The 17732-nt window shown below is 54.9% G+C and carries 12 protein-coding genes and 2 pseudogenes; 10 read left to right on the forward strand and 4 right to left on the reverse strand.

Translation table 11 applies throughout. The features are described from left to right. Positions 1–76: 76 nt before the first annotated feature. Entirely contained in the window at positions 77–1672 is a 1596-nt protein-coding gene (locus tag PYK22_RS03490; RefSeq protein ID WP_041974302.1) for an amidase, read from the reverse strand. Between the two features lie 225 nt (positions 1673–1897). Then, positions 1898–2895, reverse strand: a pseudogene (locus PYK22_RS03495) (integron integrase). 93 nt (positions 2896–2988) lie between these two features. Here PYK22_RS03495 and PYK22_RS03500 point away from each other — a divergent pair. The 10 genes and pseudogenes from PYK22_RS03500 to PYK22_RS03555 all read left to right on the forward strand — a co-directional run bounded on the left by PYK22_RS03500 (position 2989) and on the right by PYK22_RS03555 (position 15693). Further along, positions 2989–4827, forward strand: coding sequence for an N-6 DNA methylase (locus PYK22_RS03500; RefSeq protein ID WP_041974305.1), 1839 nt, complete (start codon positions 2989–2991; stop codon positions 4825–4827). Positions 4828–4830: 3 nt separating this feature from the next. Next, entirely contained in the window at positions 4831–5637 is an 807-nt protein-coding gene (locus PYK22_RS03505; protein ID WP_041974307.1) for a restriction endonuclease subunit S domain-containing protein, read from the forward strand. A 298-nt stretch (positions 5638–5935) separates the two neighbouring features. Next, a complete protein-coding gene (gene iscB, locus PYK22_RS03515) occupies positions 5936–7366 on the forward strand; it encodes an RNA-guided endonuclease IscB (RefSeq protein WP_041974311.1) in 1431 nt (476 codons plus the stop codon). Between the two features lie 315 nt (positions 7367–7681). Continuing rightward, positions 7682–8515, forward strand: a complete 834-nt coding sequence (locus tag PYK22_RS03520; RefSeq protein WP_041974313.1) for a class I SAM-dependent methyltransferase — start codon at positions 7682–7684, stop codon at positions 8513–8515. A gap of 251 nt (positions 8516–8766) precedes the next feature. Then, positions 8767–9914: pseudogene (locus tag PYK22_RS03525) on the forward strand (IS256 family transposase). Positions 9915–10190: 276 nt separating this feature from the next. After that, a complete protein-coding gene (locus tag PYK22_RS03530; protein ID WP_175577163.1) occupies positions 10191–10949 on the forward strand; it encodes a DNA double-strand break repair nuclease NurA in 759 nt (252 codons plus the stop codon). 4 nt (positions 10950–10953) lie between these two features. After that, complete coding sequence (locus PYK22_RS03535; protein WP_041974316.1) at positions 10954–12771, forward strand: ATP-binding protein; 1818 nt, start codon at positions 10954–10956, stop codon at positions 12769–12771. A gap of 94 nt (positions 12772–12865) precedes the next feature. Next, on the forward strand, positions 12866–13753 hold the full coding sequence (locus tag PYK22_RS03540) for a NotI family restriction endonuclease (protein WP_041974317.1): 888 nt from the start codon (positions 12866–12868) through the stop codon (positions 13751–13753). Position 13754: 1 nt separating this feature from the next. Further along, the gene (locus PYK22_RS03545; protein ID WP_041974318.1) at positions 13755–14672 is read left to right on the forward strand and encodes a DNA adenine methylase; all 918 of its coding nucleotides are present in this window, start codon (positions 13755–13757) and stop codon (positions 14670–14672) included. Between the two features lie 541 nt (positions 14673–15213). After that, a complete protein-coding gene (locus tag PYK22_RS03555) occupies positions 15214–15693 on the forward strand; it encodes a RidA family protein (protein ID WP_041974322.1) in 480 nt (159 codons plus the stop codon). A gap of 876 nt (positions 15694–16569) precedes the next feature. Here PYK22_RS03555 and PYK22_RS03560 read toward each other — a convergent pair. Together PYK22_RS03560 and PYK22_RS03565 are read right to left on the reverse strand one after the other, a co-directional pair. Further along, positions 16570–16962 carry a hypothetical protein gene (locus PYK22_RS03560; protein WP_041974324.1) on the reverse strand — a complete coding sequence of 131 codons (393 nt, stop codon included), beginning with the start codon at positions 16960–16962 and terminating at the stop codon, positions 16570–16572. Between the two features lie 295 nt (positions 16963–17257). Continuing rightward, positions 17258–17653 carry a hypothetical protein gene (locus tag PYK22_RS03565; protein WP_041974326.1) on the reverse strand — a complete coding sequence of 132 codons (396 nt, stop codon included), beginning with the start codon at positions 17651–17653 and terminating at the stop codon, positions 17258–17260. Between the last annotated feature and the right edge of the window lie 79 nt (positions 17654–17732).

Below are 17732 nucleotides of genomic sequence, written 5' to 3' on the forward strand. Positions count from 1 at the left end.
AGCGCGCTGCGCGTCAGAACCGTTCGTTTACCGCATGAACCGCGCATCGCATGGAACGAACTGCGCTCGCCGACCTCTACGAAAGATCGAGGCTCGCGAGCAAGCGCGGCGGACGGCGATGGCGCGTCGCCTGTTCAAAGGCATAAGCGATGCGGATCAGTTTCGGCTCGCTCCACGCCGCGCCGAAGAAAGAGATGCCGACCGGCAAGCCGAAGACGAAGCCCGCCGGCACGCTGATGCTCGGGTAACCTGCCACCGCCGCCGGAGTGGAGCTTCCACCCGTGTAATGATCGCCGTTGACGAGATCGGTCGTCCACGCTGGACCATTGGTCGGCGCCACAAGGCAATCGAGACGATGGCGGCGCAACGTCGCGTCGATGCCGAACGTGCGCGACAGGCGATGGTTTTTGGCGAGCGCGCGCCTGTAAGCCGGATCGGCGAGCGTGCCCTTGGCTTGCGCGCGCACGAAAAGCTCTTGCCCGAAGTAGGGCATCTCGCGGTCGCGGTTCCGTTCGTTGAATTCGATCAATTCGGCGAGCGTGCGCGCCGGCGGACCGACGCGCCGTTCAGCCAGATACTTGTTCAAATCGTGCTTGAACTCATAAAGCAGCACTTCCAATTCCGAATCATCGAATTTGCCGACGGTGACGATCTCCACCGGATCGATGATGACGGCGCCCAGGCGTTTCATCGCGTCGAGCGCTTCGCTCATCAATTTATCGACGGCGTCGTTGAAACCGAAGAACTTGCGCACGACGCCGATGCGCGCGCCGCGCAGACCTTGCGGATCGAGGAAGCGCGTGTAATCGCTAAGAGCGCGCCCCTGAGAGGCGCGCGTCGCCGGGTCGCGCGCGTCCACGCCGACCATCGCACCGAGCAAGATGGCGGCATCGGCGACCGTGCGCGCCATCGGTCCAGCCGTGTCTTGGCTGTGCGCGATCGGGATGATCCCTGAGCGGCTGAGCAAGCCGAGCGTCGGTTTGATGCCGACGATGCCGTTCGTCGAAGACGGGCAGACGATTGAGCCATCGGTCTCCGTGCCGACCGCAGCGGCGCACAGGTTGGCGGCGACCGCCGCGCCCGAGCCGGAACTTGAACCGCATGGATTGCGATCGAGCGCGTAGGGGTTGCGCGTCTGTCCGCCGCGCGCGCTCCAACCGCTCGTCGAGCGCGTCGAACGAAAATTGGCCCACTCGCTCAAGTTCGTTTTGCCAAGGATAACCGCTCCCGCCGCGCGCAGGCGTTCGACGATAAAGGCGTCGCGCAAAGGTTTCGCCGCCCCGACGAGCGCGAGCGATCCGGCGGTCGTCTCCATGCGATCCGCCGTGTCGATGTTGTCTTTGATCAGAATGGGGATGCCGTGGAGCGGACCGCGCACGCGCCCTGCGCGCCGCTCGCGGTCGAGCGCGTCGGCGATGGCGAGCGCGTCCGGGTTGATCTCGACGACAGAGTTGATCTTTGGGCCAGCGCGATCGATCGCTTCGATCCGCTCGATGTACCGCTCCGCGAGCCGGCGCGCGCTCCATTCGCCCGATTGCAGGCGCTTTTGCAACTCGGCGATGGTCACTTCCTCAAGTTCCGCCGCCGGCACTCCGCTTTGCGCAGCCGACGCGCCGATCTTGGCGGCCACTCCGGCCAGGGTCGCCGCCAGCAAGAAGTCACGTCGATTCATCGATCCTTTCCATTGACGATTGAGACTGTTTGCAAGAACGCAAGCGCATTATATGCCGTTGGCCAGAAGTGTGGGAATGGCATCGGACATCTCGACTCCCTTCGAGATCGGTCGCTCTTGGCAGCGACCGTCTCGGACTGAAGGGATGGGAATGGCTTCGTACGTCTCGACTGCTTTTTTAAAGACGGCGCGGGACTTCCCATCCTCAAGTAGGCTGGGATGGCCCTATGAATCGAGCGGGCGACGAACGCCCCTTGCACCTCGGTTCAAAACGTGCGTGTAAACCACGGTGGTTTTTACGTCCTTATGGCCTAATAGCTCCTGCACGATGCGGATATCGTCGCCCGACTTCAGCAAGCGGGTGGCGAAGCTGTGGCGCAGGGTGTGGATGCTGGCGTGTTTATGAATACCTGCTGCGCGTACGGCTTTTTTCATGGCGCGTTGAACAGCGTGCTCGAGCAGATGATGCCGCCCTACCCGTCCCGTGCGGGGGGTCTTTTGAACGATGAGCCGCAGGAAATACATACTGCCAGCCCCACTCCTTGGCCGCGTTGGGGTATTTACGAGCCAGAGCGTAGGGCATCTCGACCTCACCGAAGCCTTCTTCCAGGTCTAGCCGGTGCATACGCCGGGCGTACTCGAGCTGCCGGTGGAGCGCCGGAACCAGTTTGCGTGGGAGCATGGTTCGCCGATCTCGCTCACCCTTGCCATCCCGAACTGTAACCTCTAGCCGCTCGAAATCCAAATCCTTCACCCGCAGGCTCAGGCATTCGGACAGGCGCATCCCGGTTCCATACAGCAGGCTCAAAATCAGATGGTGGATGCCCGACGCACGAGATAAAACCTGCTCTACCTCGCCACGGGTGAACACCACCGGAACCCGCCGAGAGCGCCTGGCCCTTTCAATGTTCTCGATGTCGGGTAGGTTGACTTTCAGCACCTGGCGGTACAAGAAGAGCAGCGCCGATAGGGCTACGTTCTGGGTAGAGGCCGCCACGTTGTTCTTGGTAGCCAAGTGGGATAGGTAAGCCCGGATTTCCTCGACCCCCATCTCGTTTGGGTGGCGCTTGACGTGAAAACGAATGAAGTCTAAATATGTAATACACATACGAGGTTTCCGTGCGTCGGCTCATATGCTTGAGCCTCAGAACATTGCGAACCTCGTTGAGAAAGGGGGAAGTTTTGGGCGAGTACCGTTTTTGGCTATGGGAAACATCTGACATATCGGATAACATCCTAGTACGGGGTGTTATATGGCAGCGTGACATTTAATCACTAGTTATGCCGCTTAACCCATCCAAACAAGGTGAAGGTCAATGAAGATACGCCCTTTTTATCGCATTCCACCAGAAGACTGGCTTCTCACAACTAACGCTGATGTTGCCGCCGCTCAAAGGAAAGCCATAGAAAACCCCCAAATGGATGAGCGGGACATTGAAGAATATGTGCGGCAATGGGTTCTTCGTGAACTAATTGAAACCTATGGCTATCCTAGAGAGTGGCTTGGCGAGCGTATTGTTGTAGAAGAGAGTGTGCCAGTTGCTACTGCCGATAAAGAAGCTGACATCGCCCTAAAAAACGAACGTGGACGTCCCTACATTTTTATTGAGACTAAGAAAGCAGGATTGTCTGACCCAACGTTTGAGCGTGCTGAACGTCAGCTAGAGACCTACTTATCAGCAACACATACTGCTACTATTGGGATGTTGACAGACGCACATAGAGTTAAAGTTATTCGCAAGAAAATAGACCCCAATGACTTTGAGTATATCCCTGACATCCCTCATTATGAGCAAAAACTATCAACCAAGGGAAGACTTGTCCGTGAACTTCCGCCCAATGCAGACGCAAAGCGCATAAAGACGGGCTTGAAGCCGATATCCCACCGGTATGAAAATCTTCTATTTGAAGCACATAGTGCAATCAGAGATATTGATGGCATGCACGCTGATGAAGCACTGGATGAATTAAGCAAAATCTTGTACACAAAGATATATGATGAGCGCACAACCAGCACACAAGGGATAGGCGCAACTTTCCGTTTTCAGATTTACGGCGCAAGCAGCGCCTCCGAAGCGGCCTCCAACATCAGAGAGCTATATGATGAAGCGCGCAAAAGAGACATAGAGATTTTCGCGCAGAGAATCCCTGGTTATGAAAGAAGTCGTGGCGTGTTTTCAGCAAACATTAGACTGAGCGATGAGGCTCTCGCACGAGTCGTAGAGATATTACAAGACTATTCACTCATTGACAGCAACTTGGATGTCAAAGGAAGAGCATTTCAACGCGTGTTGAGTTCAGCCATACGCGCAGGAATGGGGCAATATTTTACTCCCGATCCTGTAGTTCGCCTAGCGATAGAAATGTTGAATCCCACGCCACAAGATATTATTCTAGACCCTTTTTGCGGTTCAGGGCATTTCTTAACCCGTTCGCTGGACTTTGTGCTTGAACGTTATGGAGATAAAACTGACGAATACACGCTTCACGAATTTCGTTTTTTCAAGCTACATGGGATTGAGAAGTCGGACAGAATGGTTCGTATTGCAATGACTGACATGTTACTGCACGATGATGGTCATAGCAATATCCGTAATACCAACGCGCTGTTGAGTTTTGACAATTATCCAGACATAATAGCTCTCGGTGGAGACGAAAACAAGGATCCAGAGATATTTACTATCGTGGTGTCAAACCCTCCTTTTGGTTCACTTATGCAAGAAGAAGCACGTCGCATGCTTGGTAGATTTGAACTCGGCAGGAATAGGAAAACAGTCCCGCTTGAAATACTTGGTTTGGAGCGCTGTTTGCAATTTCTAAAGCCTGGTGGAAGAATGGCAATTGTATTACCAGACAGCATATTGGCTAATAAGCAAACGGCGTATGTCCGAGAGTGGCTAGTGCATCAAGTCAAAATTCGCGCAATAGTGAGTTTGCCAATAGAAACTTTTATGCCTTATGGCGCAACCCACAAGACAAGTCTTTGTATATTCCGAAAATGGAAAACAGGCGAAAGCAAGAATTTTGACGCGCCAGTGTTCTTAGGGCGCATTGATAATATCGGTTATGACGCAACTGGTAGAGAACGCTCCAATTCAGAAGTAGATGAAATTGCTAGGCAATTTGCAGATTTCATTAACAGGAACGGATGGTAAATCATGTGGGTATCGGAAACTCACACAATTGCCGATTTGATAAAGAAGGGTGTTTTCAAATCAGAATTCTTTGATGAGAATTTTGGAGCATCTCTTAACGGTGTACAGCAGTATGAATTGGTTGAAATCTCTCAGGTTGCTACACTGAGACGCGAATTGATTAACCCTGCTTTGTATCCAGAGCACACTTTTAACTACTTGAGTCTTGCAAATATCGCCTCGGACACGGGAGAATTAGTTGATTTTTCACCAATTAAGGGAAGAGAGATAAGAAGTCAGTGTAAAGTCTTTCATGAAGATGACTTGTTATATGGACGACTTCGCCCTTATTTAAACAAATGTTACCATGCTAAAGGCCCAGTTAAGGAAGGGGTTTGCACTGGTGAGTGTATTGTCATTACGCCAGACAAAGACAAAGTTTTGCCAGAGTATCTTCACGCACTATTGCTGAGCAAGTTTGTCCAAGAACAGGTTAACTATTTGCAAACTGGTTCTTCGCGTCCTCGTGTGCTAGAAGATGACTTCATGACCATCAGAATTCCCTTAATGCCGAAGGAGAAACAGCAATTTGTCGCTAATATACATACTTCTATGTTACGCCTTAGGCGACAGAAGCTACTGGAGCGTAGCGAATTGCTTCGGATAGCTCGTCATGCAATAGAAAGGCTTGCATCTGGAGAAAATGTAGAAGATGTTAATTTGCTGGACATTGCCGTACCTGACGAACCAGAGTTCAACAATCCGTTGCCACAAGAATATCAGGCGTCTCCAAAAGCATTACAAATGGAACGTCATAGACCCCACAGCTAAAGCCGGGGGCTTGAAGGTGCCTGAGAGCCTTCAGCGCAGGCCGGTACCTATGACCAGCCCGAGCGCCGGAGCCCGAAGGACAAGGGCGATGAAGGCGCTACGTTCTGTGGGTGATGGCACCCTGGGGTGCTTCTCCAGCTCCAGGCCCTGCCGCCTGCGGTTAAACAGCGAGCTGGGGGTGTAAGCGAGCCGTGCCACAGGCGTAAAAAGCCCACGGAACATGGGCGAGGAGAGATGCGGGCGGAGTCCATCCCGCGCGTCACCAGGCCCGTAAGGGCACTCCGAAAGGAGTGGGAAGATGGTTTTCGTTTTGGACAAGCACAAGAAGCCGCTGATGCACTGCACGGAAAAACGTGCGCGGTTACTACTACGGCGTGGGCGGGCTGTCGTCCACAGACTGGCCCCGTTCACGATCCGGCTCAAAGACAGGGTACTGGAGGATTCCGAAGTCCAACCGTTGCGACTCAAGCTGGACCCGGGATCAAAGGTCACGGGCGTGGCCGTGCTCCGGGGCAATGAAGTGGTGTTCCTGGGAGAGATCCGCCACCGGACAGACATCGAGGATCGGCTGGCGAAACGCCGGATGATCCGGCGGAATCGGCGGAACCGCAAGACGCGGTACCGGAAGCCCCGTTTCCTGAACCGGCACCCGGAGAAGTGCGCCGGGTGCGGGAAGAATGCGAAACACGGTAGCCGGTACTGTCGCAAGTGCGGACAGCGGCCAAAGGACAACGGGAACCGCAACACATGGTTGCCCCCATCGCTTGGGGCGCGAGTGGACCAAGTGATCCATGCTCTGCGGAAGATTCGGGTGCCGATTGGCGGGATTTCGGTAGAGTTGGTGCGGTTCGACACGCAGAAGTTGGAGAACCCCGAGATTTCGGGTGTCGAGTACCAGCATGGGACTTTGTTTGGCTATGAAGTGAAGGAGTACTTGCTTCAGAAGTTTGGCCACCGGTGCGCGTACTGCGGTGGTGAATCGGGTGACCCAGTGCTGGAAGTGGAGCACGTGGTGCCGCGCTCCAGGGGCGGGAGCAACCGTGTGTCGAACCTGGCGATTGCCTGCCGAACGTGCAACGAGGAGAAAGATGATTGGATGCCGGGCGAGTGGCTGGCGATTCTTCAGCGGTCGAAACGAAAGCTGGACCGGGTACGGGCGGTAAATGTGCAGAAAGCCCTTGGGCAACTGAAAGTGCCGCTGAGAGACGCCGCGGCGGCGAACACCACCCGCTGGGCGCTGTACCGGCGTCTTCTGTCCCTGGGATCTTCGGTGAAAGTGGGGAGTGGCGGACGGACGAAGTGGAACCGGGAGCGGATGGGGCTGCCGAAAGAACATTACTGGGACGCGGCTTGTGTGGGGGACAGCACCCCAGAGAAGTTCCGGGACATTCCCGCTTGGGTGCAGGTATGGGAGGCGAAGGGCCGTGGAAACCGGCAGGTATGCCGGACGGACAAACAAGGTTTCCCGGTCCGGCACTTAAACCGGCAGAAGAGGCATTTTGGGTTTCAGACGGGGGATATGGTCGTAGCTGAGATACCGCGCGGGAAATACGCGGGGAGATGGAGGGGGCGGGTAGCGGTGCGCGCCAATGGGTGGTTCGACTTGTTCGTGGGAGGAGTACGTGCGGTGCAAGGCGTGAGCCACAAGCATTGCCGGGTGCTGCAACGTGGTGACGGGTGGGCGTATGAGCAGATGAGGCCTGCTGTCGCGGCTCCTCCCCATGCCTAAAGGCAGGGGATTCCGCCACGATAGTTTCCGTTGAAATCGAGTAATCTCTCAAGTAAGGTGCGGCATAACACGCGCTTCCAGCCGACACGCTTCGCTTCGCTCCGCGTGCGGCTGAACCGCCGCCCGTTAGACGGCTCCCGCTGATGAGAGAGCGGTTTTAACCGGAGAAGGCATGTCATGGGCCTGGACCTGCGATGAGGGCCGGTGTATATGAGCCGCACAACAACGGGTTGCAGCGGGCGATCCCACGCTGCGCGCGGAACTGCCGCTGAACCGGAGCGTTAGACCGCAGAAGAATTAAGGCGGTGCCTTCGCATGAACACAACACGGCCCTTGGAACACGCTGACGGAGTACAGCGTTTGTCCTCTCAGAGTTTCGCCGAACTCTATGAGCAGATCCTGGTCGGCCCGCTCTTCCATCCTTGGGTTGACGCGCTGCTTCAAGACATTGACCTTGGACCCGGCGACCGCGTTCTCGATATCGCGTGCGGAACCGGAATTGTTGCGCGAATCGCCAAGGAGCGCCTGGGCTCGACGGGGACGGTTGTTGGCGTCGACGTCAACCCTCAGATGCTGGCCGTCGCACGAAGCCTAGCTCCCGCCATTGACTGGCGGGAAGGTGATGCTGGCGCCCTGCCGTTGCGCGATGGCGAAGCGTTTGACGTGGTCATGTGCCAGCAAGGATTTCAGTTTTTCCCGGATCGAGCCACAGCCGCCCGCGAGATGCATCGCGCCCTGGTTAAGGGCGGGCGATTTGGCGTGAGCACCTGGCGTCCTGACGAGGAGTTTCCGGTGCTGCGCGAGTTGCGCGCCATTGCGGAACGACACATTGGACCGATTGCCGACCGTCGCCACAGCCTCGGCGACCCTGCTTCTCTGAAAGCCATCCTTCGGGAGACGGGATTTCACGACATTCGGTCGAAGCGCTTCTCGCGGACGATTCGGTTCCAAGACGGATCTGTGTTCGTACGCCTGAATGCCATGGCTCTCGTCGGCATGAGCACGCAGGCAAGCACGCTTGACGACGAAGGACGCCAGCGCACCGTCGACGCCATTGTCAACGACAGCGCTGAACTCGTGCGCTCGCAGAGTGATGGTGCGGGATTCCACTACGAAATCGGTACCAATGTAGTACTTGCCAGGGCCTGACAATGCACTCAACACAACGCGGTCTAATTGATGGTTAGCCTGCTTCGTCGTACTCACGGGCTTTAAGGAGTACCAATGGCAATAGTAATGGTTTCACTATTAGGTGGTCGCCCGGTGCCAAATATGTTAGCGATATTGCACCTGAAGCCTGATTATCTGTATGTCGTCGTTTCAGAAGACTCGGTCGTGTAAGGAATTATGTGTAGGGGTTTGTGTAAAAAGAGGGGGTACCAGACAAGAGGAGGTACCCCATGGACCAGGATACCCTGCAGGCGATGTTACGGGAAGCGGTGAAGGAAACGGTGACCGAGGTGCTCCAGTTTCTCCTGGACGTTGACCGGGACGCCTTCCTCCGCCAACATGGCGGGCGCAAGAACGGCCACTACCCCCGCAAACTGGAGACCACCTTCCATCCCTCGGGATCGGGAAGGGCGGTATTACCCCAGCTTGCTCCAGCCCTACGCCCGGCACCAGGTGGACGTGGGGGAGGTGGCCGTGGCCCTGTACGCCGCCGGGGTCACCCAGCGCAAGGCGGCCGAGGTGATGAGCCTGCTTTTGGGCCACCGGTACTCCCACGAGACCGTGAGCGCCCTCACCGATGGGGTGCTTGAAAAGGTAAGCGCCTTCCGCCAAAGGCCGCTGCCTGAGGAGATGGCCTGGGTCTACCTGGACGGCTTCTTTCTGAAGGTTCACAGGGAAGGTCTGGGGGTGGAGAAAGAAGCCGTTTACGTAGCCCTGGGCGTCACCCCTTGCGGGGAGAGGCAGATCCTGGGCTTTTGGCTTTTACCCACGGAAAACGCCTCGGCCTGGGAGGGGGTTCTGAAGGAGCTATGGGGGAGGGGCCTGCGGCGGGTTTTGCTCTTCGTCACCGATGGCCTACCGGGGATAGAGGAGGCTATCCGCCGGGTGTATCCCCAGGCGGGGTGGCAGCGGTGTGTGGTGCACCAGGTGAGGGGCAGCCTGGGCTAGGTGCGGACACGGGACAGGGCTCCCCTGATCCAGGACTTGAGGGGGGTCTACATGGCGGAGAGCCGGCAAGAGGCGTTGCGGAAGCTGGAGGGGCTCAGGGAGGTACCCTTCCCTAGTGGCGGCCTGGTGGGAGAACTCAGGGGCCCTGCTTCGCTTCTACGATTACCCCCAGGTGCTCTGGCCATATCTTCAAAGCACCAACCTCATGGAGCGGTTTATCCGTGAAGTGCGGCGAGGAACCAAGGTGAGGGATCACAAGTTCCCAGGCGAAGGAGCGGTGTACAAGCTTTTGTACCTGGAGGGGGAGCGCCAGGAAGGGCGGTGGGCGGAGCGCAAGCTCAAGGGTTTTGCTGACGTGCAGGAAGTACTGGAGAGGATGCTTCAGGAGCGGTATGCCCCCCGTACACAGACGCTTACACATAAATCTTGACACGACCGCAAAGAATGGCGAGAAAGCCTTGAACGGGCCGGTTTGCTGCACCGCGATAATGAACTTCCATATCCGCCTATTCCAACAACCTGTGGCGTAGATGGTTCCTATGCCGTAGAGCGACTGTTGGCTAGCGACCTAGTTGCCGCGGCTGCCGTCGCTGTAGAAGGCCTAACACCACCCTCGGAAGCGCGCCATTGGCCAGAACCCCGGCATCTCGTTTGGGTAGAGACAGAGGCTCATGAAGCCGAAACAGGCACGATTTTGCGTGCCCTGATGATCGGAATGGAGTTGGAGCTGGCTGCACAAGCGCCGCATGAGGTTGTCTTTCTGGACGGATCGCTCACCACTCCTCTCATCTATTTCAACCAAGCATTGAACAAAAGTCGGGATACTTCACATCTGCGTACTACAGCACACTTTCTTGAGCGGACAATCTCGGCTTTGGAGGCATACCTGACCATACTCGCCTCAACTCGGAGCGACCGTTGTTGGTTGGCGATACCCAAGTACACGACGAGGCGAGAAATCGGGCAGGAGATGGGGTGGCCAGATATGTACGACGACCGCGGCCTCTTGAGCTTTCTGTTGGAACCGGGTGAATATACAAGCCCCAGGTCACTGCAGCAGCCATCCGAGCCCTGGCACTTGAATCTGGCCCCGCTTGAGCCTGCCACCAAGGAAGCAGCCGGCCGCATAAAGGAGAAGGTAATCTCATCGTTGAACGAAATCCAGGTCGCCTACTATCGGCCCTATCCCTGGCTTCCAGCCCTCCGAATAGAAATGAGCCGTGCAGTAGCCGAAAATAAGCAACGCTTGGCCAAATTGCTCCATGGAGTTCGCCACCAATGTGGTGCACCTGCGGTGATGGAGCCCTATCCTCTCTATATGGCGGACCGGATGGTAAAGCACTTGCCCAAAGCCATCCCTACGTTTCGCCAAGTAACCAGTCAGCATATTGCCGAGACTTACCAGGGAAACATCGGCGAGATTTTTCTGGGCCTGCACGGCTATCGCACAGAATCAGGAGTGTGACCCTATGGACAAGAACCTTGACCAGCTTGTGGACGAGGCGGAACGGATTGGCGTTGTAGGGTCGCCATCCTCCACCAGCGAAATAACGTTGGACATCTTGGCCGAAGCTGTCAACAAGAAACTTGTAGGGGAACTGGCCTTGTTCCGCTACCACCAGGACGGTCTTTCCCATTACGCGCTGGGGCAGATCACCGAGGTAAAATTGCGGAACGTCTGGCATGAAGACCCCACGATGCGCAGCCTGATCCGTCAACGCGGGCGGGTGGAGACAGTGAGCGAGCGCCAAGATACCCACCTGGGGGAGATGACGATCAGTGCTGTCTTCTCGGCCGGGTCCAATGGCTATCGCCCCAGTATCTTGGGCACCGTCCCGGCCACGGGCACGCCCATTCATCTGGTGAATGACGCTGTTCTATCCGAACTCCTCTCACCCTACCGCGATCAACTTTTCTACTTGGGACATGTCTACGGTTCAAAGCCTCTTCTGCCGCTTTGGTTCAAGCATTTCGATACTGGCCCACAGGGCGCTGGCGAAGCTTACCATCTGGGCATCTTTGGTAAAACCGGTTCTGGGAAATCAGTGCTGGCCAAGATGATCCTGCTGGCCTATGCCCGTTATCCCAAGATGGCTCTTCTGGTCATCGATCCTCAGGGTGAATTTGCCAAGGAAGCGAGGGGTGAAACGGTGCCAGGCGAATTTCAGTTGCCGATGAAAAGCATTCTGAACAGGCTTAGGAAACCCGTTCAGGTGCATGGTGTGAGGGACTTAGTGCTGGACCGGTGGGAGCTCTTCGCTCAAATCCTCTATGAGTCGCCTTTCTTTGAACAACTGAGCATTCCCAAGGGCGAAAACCGGCAGTTGGCAGCAAGCACACTGGCTGATCGCTTGCAGCGTGCCAAAGTTACACTAAAGGACCTCCATACCCGTGAATCCTTCGATCGTGCCTGGGGGCTGCTTGGCGATGAGAATGTACAGAAGGTCTTTTATCGTACAGAAGGGTCACGAGATAGGTTTCAGTCCATGTACGACCAAGCTGATCGCAATTTCTTCTTCACCAACTATTGGCTTCCTGTTACACAACTGTTTCGTGAAGACCGAGAGGGTGCACAAAAAGTGGAACGGCTGCTGGCCAGCCTGTTCGATCCCGATCAAACGCAACGGCCTCTTGTCGTGATAGACCTATCGGTAGAACAGGCGACTCAAACTGCTGGCAGTTTGGATACGCTTCCCTTCTTTGTTGGGGATCAATCCCAGCTAAGTACCCCCTTGTTCTGGAATGAGATGATACAAGCGCTGGTCATCAAACGATTGTTGGAAGGTATTCGCACAGCGGCAGAATATGCCTACAAACAGAACCGCAGTCTCAATACACTAGTACTGATAGATGAAGCGCACCGCCTTGCACCCCGTGAAGACCCTGAAAGCGAGGAGAAGAAAGCAGTGCGGGGCATCTTGATTGATGCGGCACGCACTACTCGGAAATACGGAGTAGGGTGGCTTTTCATCAGCCAGACTCTCTCCAGCCTGCACCGCGAAATCTTGGAGCAGTTACGCATCTTTTTCTTCGGTTTCGGCTTGGGGATGGGAGCCGAGTTCAAGGCATTGAGCGAACTAGTTGGCGGACGGAGCAAAGCTCTTGACCTCTACCAGCTATTTCGTGACCCACATTCATCCTTTGACATTGCTACGAGGGAGTACTCGTTTATGACCATCGGCCCGGTGTCCCCGCTCTCGTTTGCCGGGACGCCGCTGTTCTTCAATGCTTTCAACACAGTGGAAGAGTTCTTGGAGGTCAACAGTAAGCGAGTGAAGGCGGCCTAACATCTCGCTCCAGCCCCCTCGGCTCGCTTCGCTCGCCTCGGTCGCAGCGGCTGAGCTCGGTGCCGTTAGGACTTGAGACAAGGGAGCAAGCTTCATGACTGATATTAAACAGCCACTGGCAGAGGTCTTCGGTCACCTGATAACCGATCAAACCGACGCAGCTAAACGATACCAGTCTCATCGTCTCTGTCCCTTTAACAACAAAGTGCCCAATTGCACGAAGGACAAGGCGAAGAATCCTCTTGGCGTATGCAGCATCTATCACGAGAGCGAACCCGTCATTACCTGTCCAATCCGTTTTCGCCAGGATTGGATCATCGCTGACGATGCCGCAGCTTTCTTTTTTGAGGAAGGGACGAGATGGAGTTCCCTAACCGAAGTGCGTTTAAATGACGCCAACGGCAAGTCTGCGGGAAACATCGATGTGGTTCTCGTCGCTTATGACGACGGCGGCAAGGTCCTTGATTTTGGCGCACTGGAAATTCAGGCCGTCTACATCTCCGGCAACGTTCGTGAACCTTTCGAGTATTACATGGGTGACCCGGAAAGCCGAGCAACGATGGACTGGTCTAGAGAGCCGAACTATCCTCGTCCCGATTACCTTTCGTCTTCTCGAAAGAGACTCGTCCCGCAGCTCGTCTATAAGGGTGGGATTCTCCACGCTTGGGGAAAGAAGATTGCCGTGGCATTGAACAAAAGCTTCTTCGCCACTCTTCCCACCTTGAAACAGGTTCCGAAGCGTGATGCAGATATTGCATGGCTCATCTATGATCTGGAGCTTCGTACGAAAGCAGGCAACGCACCGGGACGATACCACCTTACAAAGGTGGATGAAGTATTTACTGAGTTTGAACCAGCTCTGCTTTCGATCACTACACCGTTGCCTGGGAGAGTAGAAGATTTCATAAAACTGCTTCAGGAAAAACTCGACGAGCAATTGGAAACTCCCCCTACAAATCAAACTATCGAAAGGCTGTTTTGATATGGCTAAAGTGAGGCAATTACCACTCTTTGCTGATGTATATGGGCAGGCAGAAACACCGAAGCCGGTCAACGTTGCCTCTGTCCCGCAGCGCAGTCCGTTTCGGTATCCCGGCGGGAAGACATGGTTTGTGCCGACATTCCGATGCTGGATGGCCAGTCTGAAGAACAGGCCGCGTATTCTGGTCGAGCCGTTTGCGGGCGGAGGGACCATCAGCCTGACAGCCCTCTTCGAGAATTTGGTTGAACGGGCTGTCATGGTCGAATTGGATGACGAAATCGCTGCCGTCTGGGAAACCGTAGTCAATGGCGATGCGGAGTGGCTGGCCAATCGAATTCTGACGTTCGAGATGACGAGAGAAGCGGTGTTAGAGGAACTTCAGAAAACTCCCACGACGACGCGAGAGAAGGCGTTTCAGACAATTCTGAAGAATAGAACGTTACATGGAGGAATACTCGCTGAAGGATCTCGTTTTATAAAGTACGGGGAGAACGGAAAAGGGATCGGCTCTCGTTGGTATCCCAAGACGCTTGCCAACAGACTCCTTAACCTCAACGCGGTCGTAAACAGAATCGACTTCCGTTGCGATGACGGATTAAAAGTGATGGCGGAATTCTCGAGGAGCGAAGAAGCAGTCTTTTTCATCGATCCTCCATACACGGCCGGTGGGAAGAAAGCCGGCAAGCGTCTTTATAGGCATCATCAGATCGATCATGAATATCTCTTTACGCTGTGCGAGTCGCTTGCGGGCCATTTTCTGATGACCTATGATGAAGCAGAAGAAGTGAAGGAAATGGCCCGACGGCATGGATTTCACATGCGCTTGATCCCGATGAAGAACACTCATCACGCAACTATGAGGGAAATCGTCATCAGCAGGGACTTGTCTTGGTTGGACGCGCTTACCCACCGAGCTTGAGCGCAAAGCTATGTGTCGGGTCAAAGAACCAAATGAGAGGCGCCCTCACAAAAGCGTGAAGCGGGCGCGCCGCACGCGCACTGCTCACGCCAACCGCTGAGAGGCTCGTCTAATTCAGCCGTCAGTCCCTTTCAGGGAGAAGCGGGATGGAGAACAATCACACAAATGGCAGCGACTACACTTTGGGCCATACGCAAAACGAGCCAGACTGATCCATTCCCTAGGGCAAATTCATCGGCAGCCTGACCAAGCATGCATTGCGCTTGGCTGGCATAAACAGCGGCCTGTGTGCTCTAATTGGGTGCGAGTGATCCTTGCTTCTCTTGTAAGAAGCTTGATTGGTCTAGATAGGGCAGTCATCGGCGTGGACCGATTTCTCGAGGCTATTGCCATAGGCCAACAACGCGCCCAGAAAGCTCAATCGTCCAATGTTGAATACAGACAAACTAGCACTTGCGTAGATGGATGAAATGTACGCGGCCCATAGGCTATGCGTCACCACCTTGCCGCCAAACACCGGCATGAGAGGAGAAGATCGAAAATGGAGATCGAGCGAAAACTTGAACGACTTGGCTTGGTTCTGCCTGAGCCAACGAAGGTGCCACCGGACCTGCAGATCTCCTTTGTGTGGGTTCGTCTGCACGGCGATCGGGCATACATCTCGGGCCACGGCCCGTTGAATCCAGACGGCTCTCCGGCACCTCCCTTCGGGCGCGTCGGCGCCGAAGTTCCAGCCGAGCAGGGGTATGCTGCGGCCCGGCTTGCGGCACTGGCGATCCTCAGCAGTCTCAAGCGCTCTCTCGGCGACCTCGACCGCATCGCCGCGTGGTTGCTTGTCTCCGGGATGGTGAACGTCGCGCCCGGTTTCACGCAAACCACCAATGTCATCAACGGCTGCTCCGATCTACTCCTGGAGGTCTTCGGATCAGAAGTGGGAGCACACGCGCGCACCGCGATCGGCGTGGCACAGCTCCCTCTAAATCTCCCGGTGGTGATCGCTGCAGAAGTCGCCATCCGGTGAGCGGAATCCTGCCTGGCAGGGGGCGGAAAGTCTGGCGGGCTTTGGGCTGTTGCATCGCCGGCATGCTATGAAGCCGTATGGTGTGATAGCGTTGGCGCTTCGCCGGAAGAGGGACGACGTGCGTGAAGGCGGTAGAGTGTTGCTCAGGGTCAGGTCAGCGATTGCGACTAACAAGCGCTCGCACCTGCTGCCGCTCGCGTGGCGCAAGTGAAGTGGAGGTCGTCGAGGCAGCTAATCATGCACACGACTCGTCGAGACTCTATTGAAAGGGTTCGTGCGTCCGTCATGGCTGCGGTCGTTCTAGCTGTGCATCGCTGAAAGGAGCACCAATATGTACGGTCTGATCTGTAAAGATGAAGATTGTGCCAAGGCAACGCGCCGCGCTGATCTCCATCCTCATCTAGGGTGCAAGCAGCTTGCCCGGTTGTCTCAGCTACATAGTCGCACAAAACCTGACTGATCCCGATATCAGTCAAGAAAGCCATCAGGTCTCACCAGCGTTGTAGGGTCGAAATGATTATGCTGCGGTGTTTTACAGAGGGGACCAGAGAGCCGCAAGTCGCGCAAAACGCCATAGACAAAAGGGTGATCTTTGAAATAAGGCCGCGCCAGCGGCAACAAGGAGGCAGCCAAATGTCGCAAGAATCAGGCATGCAAAAGACATTTGGCCTCGAAAGCTCGCCGTGAATCCGAGCTGAGCGAAATTTCTCGCCATGCGGCGAAAGAGGCGATAGCTTGACGGCTTTGTATGTGGCACGACGTCCGGTGATGATTTCTGGCCGAAGAAAAAGTGCCTAATTTCCAATGTATTAAAGTCAAGCAAATTACAGACTTAACATTTCAGGTTCCTTGCATGAAGAGCGCCTCGCGGTTCAGCTATGACTTTGGAGTAAGAATCAGTAGCAGTACAATCGGCACTGCAATCAGAGCAGCTATTTTGCCGATTTTTCTAGCGTCATTAGAGAGTTTCTGTCTTTTAACTTTCTGAACTTGCTGGTAAGCGACCTGCGTTGCCGTACTGGTCTTCTCATCTACAATGATAAAATGGTCTTCTTCAATCTCACTGATGTAGCCTTTAACTTTCCTTCCATCAGTCAATCTAAGCTCAATTCGCGCAGTTGGTCCTGTGCCAATCTGGACTATTTTGGCTTTTACCTCTTCGACAGCCCGCGTATTACTGCTAGTTTGCTGAGCGACTACGACTGATGTTGTGCAAAATAAATTGATGACCAGTCCCACTAAAATCGCCGCCAGAATTCTCTTGAACATAGAGTTTCTCCTTTCAGACTTGTTAGAGTGATTTCGCCACGTTGAGAAAGAGGCTTAGGGAGAACGATCTATCCCCAAGCCTCTGAGCTAGGTATCACCACAACGGCATCTCTAACTTCTGCCGCAATCCGTGTTGCGTGTCTTGAATGAAATGCGAACCGTTGATCGGGTTGCTTGGCTCGCCAACATTGATGCGCGCGGCAGCAAACGCCACACCTTGCTCATCAAACCGTTCAACAAAGCAGGGGTAGAAGGCGAAACTGCTTACTTGGACGAAGTTTCGCTAGAGAAGCGATTAATCCCCTGAGGCTACAAGGAGCAGGGCAGCACCTAGAATCACTCCCAAGAAGATCGCTTGAAAAGTAAGGATTCGCCTGGTTTTAGTAGAAATCTTCGGGGTTTTGAAGCCTACAACTTGCGCGTAATCTATCCGCGTGGCGACACCAGCTTTATCATCCACTACTGTGAAATAATCATCCTTGCTCTCGCTGATGTAGCCTTTCACCCGTCGGCCATTGCTCAATCTAACTTCGACGCGCGCATCCGGCCCCGTTCCAATCTTAATGACTTTCGCCTTCATCTTCTCAGCACGCGCGTCCGAGCCAGTTTGCTGACCAACGACGGTGGGCGTAACACAAACCAAGTTAATGACCAGCCCTACTATAAGCAGTGTGATGATTCTCTTAAACATAGGACAGCTTCTCCTTTTTGTTTATCCTTTAAGGAAGAGTCTAGCGAGAAAACGTTCTCGCTAGGCTCTTCAAGTTCTA

Source organism: Pyrinomonas methylaliphatogenes (assembly GCF_000820845.2).
In the GTDB taxonomy this organism is placed as follows: Bacteria; Acidobacteriota; Blastocatellia; order Pyrinomonadales; family Pyrinomonadaceae; genus Pyrinomonas; species Pyrinomonas methylaliphatogenes.

Bases quoted from the DNA above. Each gene is read 5' to 3' on its own strand.
- PYK22_RS03535 (WP_041974316.1), top strand. From the start codon at position 10,954: ATGGACAAGAACCTTGACCAGCTTGTGGACGAGGCGGAACGGATTGGC.
- PYK22_RS03540 (WP_041974317.1), top strand. From the start codon at position 12,866: ATGACTGATATTAAACAGCCACTGGCAGAGGTCTTCGGTCACCTGATA.
- PYK22_RS03555 (WP_041974322.1), top strand. From the start codon at position 15,214: ATGGAGATCGAGCGAAAACTTGAACGACTTGGCTTGGTTCTGCCTGAG.
- PYK22_RS03500 (WP_041974305.1), top strand. From the start codon at position 2,989: ATGAAGATACGCCCTTTTTATCGCATTCCACCAGAAGACTGGCTTCTC.
- PYK22_RS03530 (WP_175577163.1), top strand. From the start codon at position 10,191: ATGATCGGAATGGAGTTGGAGCTGGCTGCACAAGCGCCGCATGAGGTT.
- PYK22_RS03545 (WP_041974318.1), top strand. From the start codon at position 13,755: ATGGCTAAAGTGAGGCAATTACCACTCTTTGCTGATGTATATGGGCAG.
- PYK22_RS03560 (WP_041974324.1), bottom strand. From the start codon at position 16,962: ATGTTCAAGAGAATTCTGGCGGCGATTTTAGTGGGACTGGTCATCAAT.
- PYK22_RS03520 (WP_041974313.1), top strand. From the start codon at position 7,682: ATGAACACAACACGGCCCTTGGAACACGCTGACGGAGTACAGCGTTTG.
- iscB (WP_041974311.1), top strand. From the start codon at position 5,936: ATGGTTTTCGTTTTGGACAAGCACAAGAAGCCGCTGATGCACTGCACG.
- PYK22_RS03490 (WP_041974302.1), bottom strand. From the start codon at position 1,672: ATGAATCGACGTGACTTCTTGCTGGCGGCGACCCTGGCCGGAGTGGCC.
- PYK22_RS03505 (WP_041974307.1), top strand. From the start codon at position 4,831: ATGTGGGTATCGGAAACTCACACAATTGCCGATTTGATAAAGAAGGGT.
- PYK22_RS03565 (WP_041974326.1), bottom strand. From the start codon at position 17,653: ATGTTTAAGAGAATCATCACACTGCTTATAGTAGGGCTGGTCATTAAC.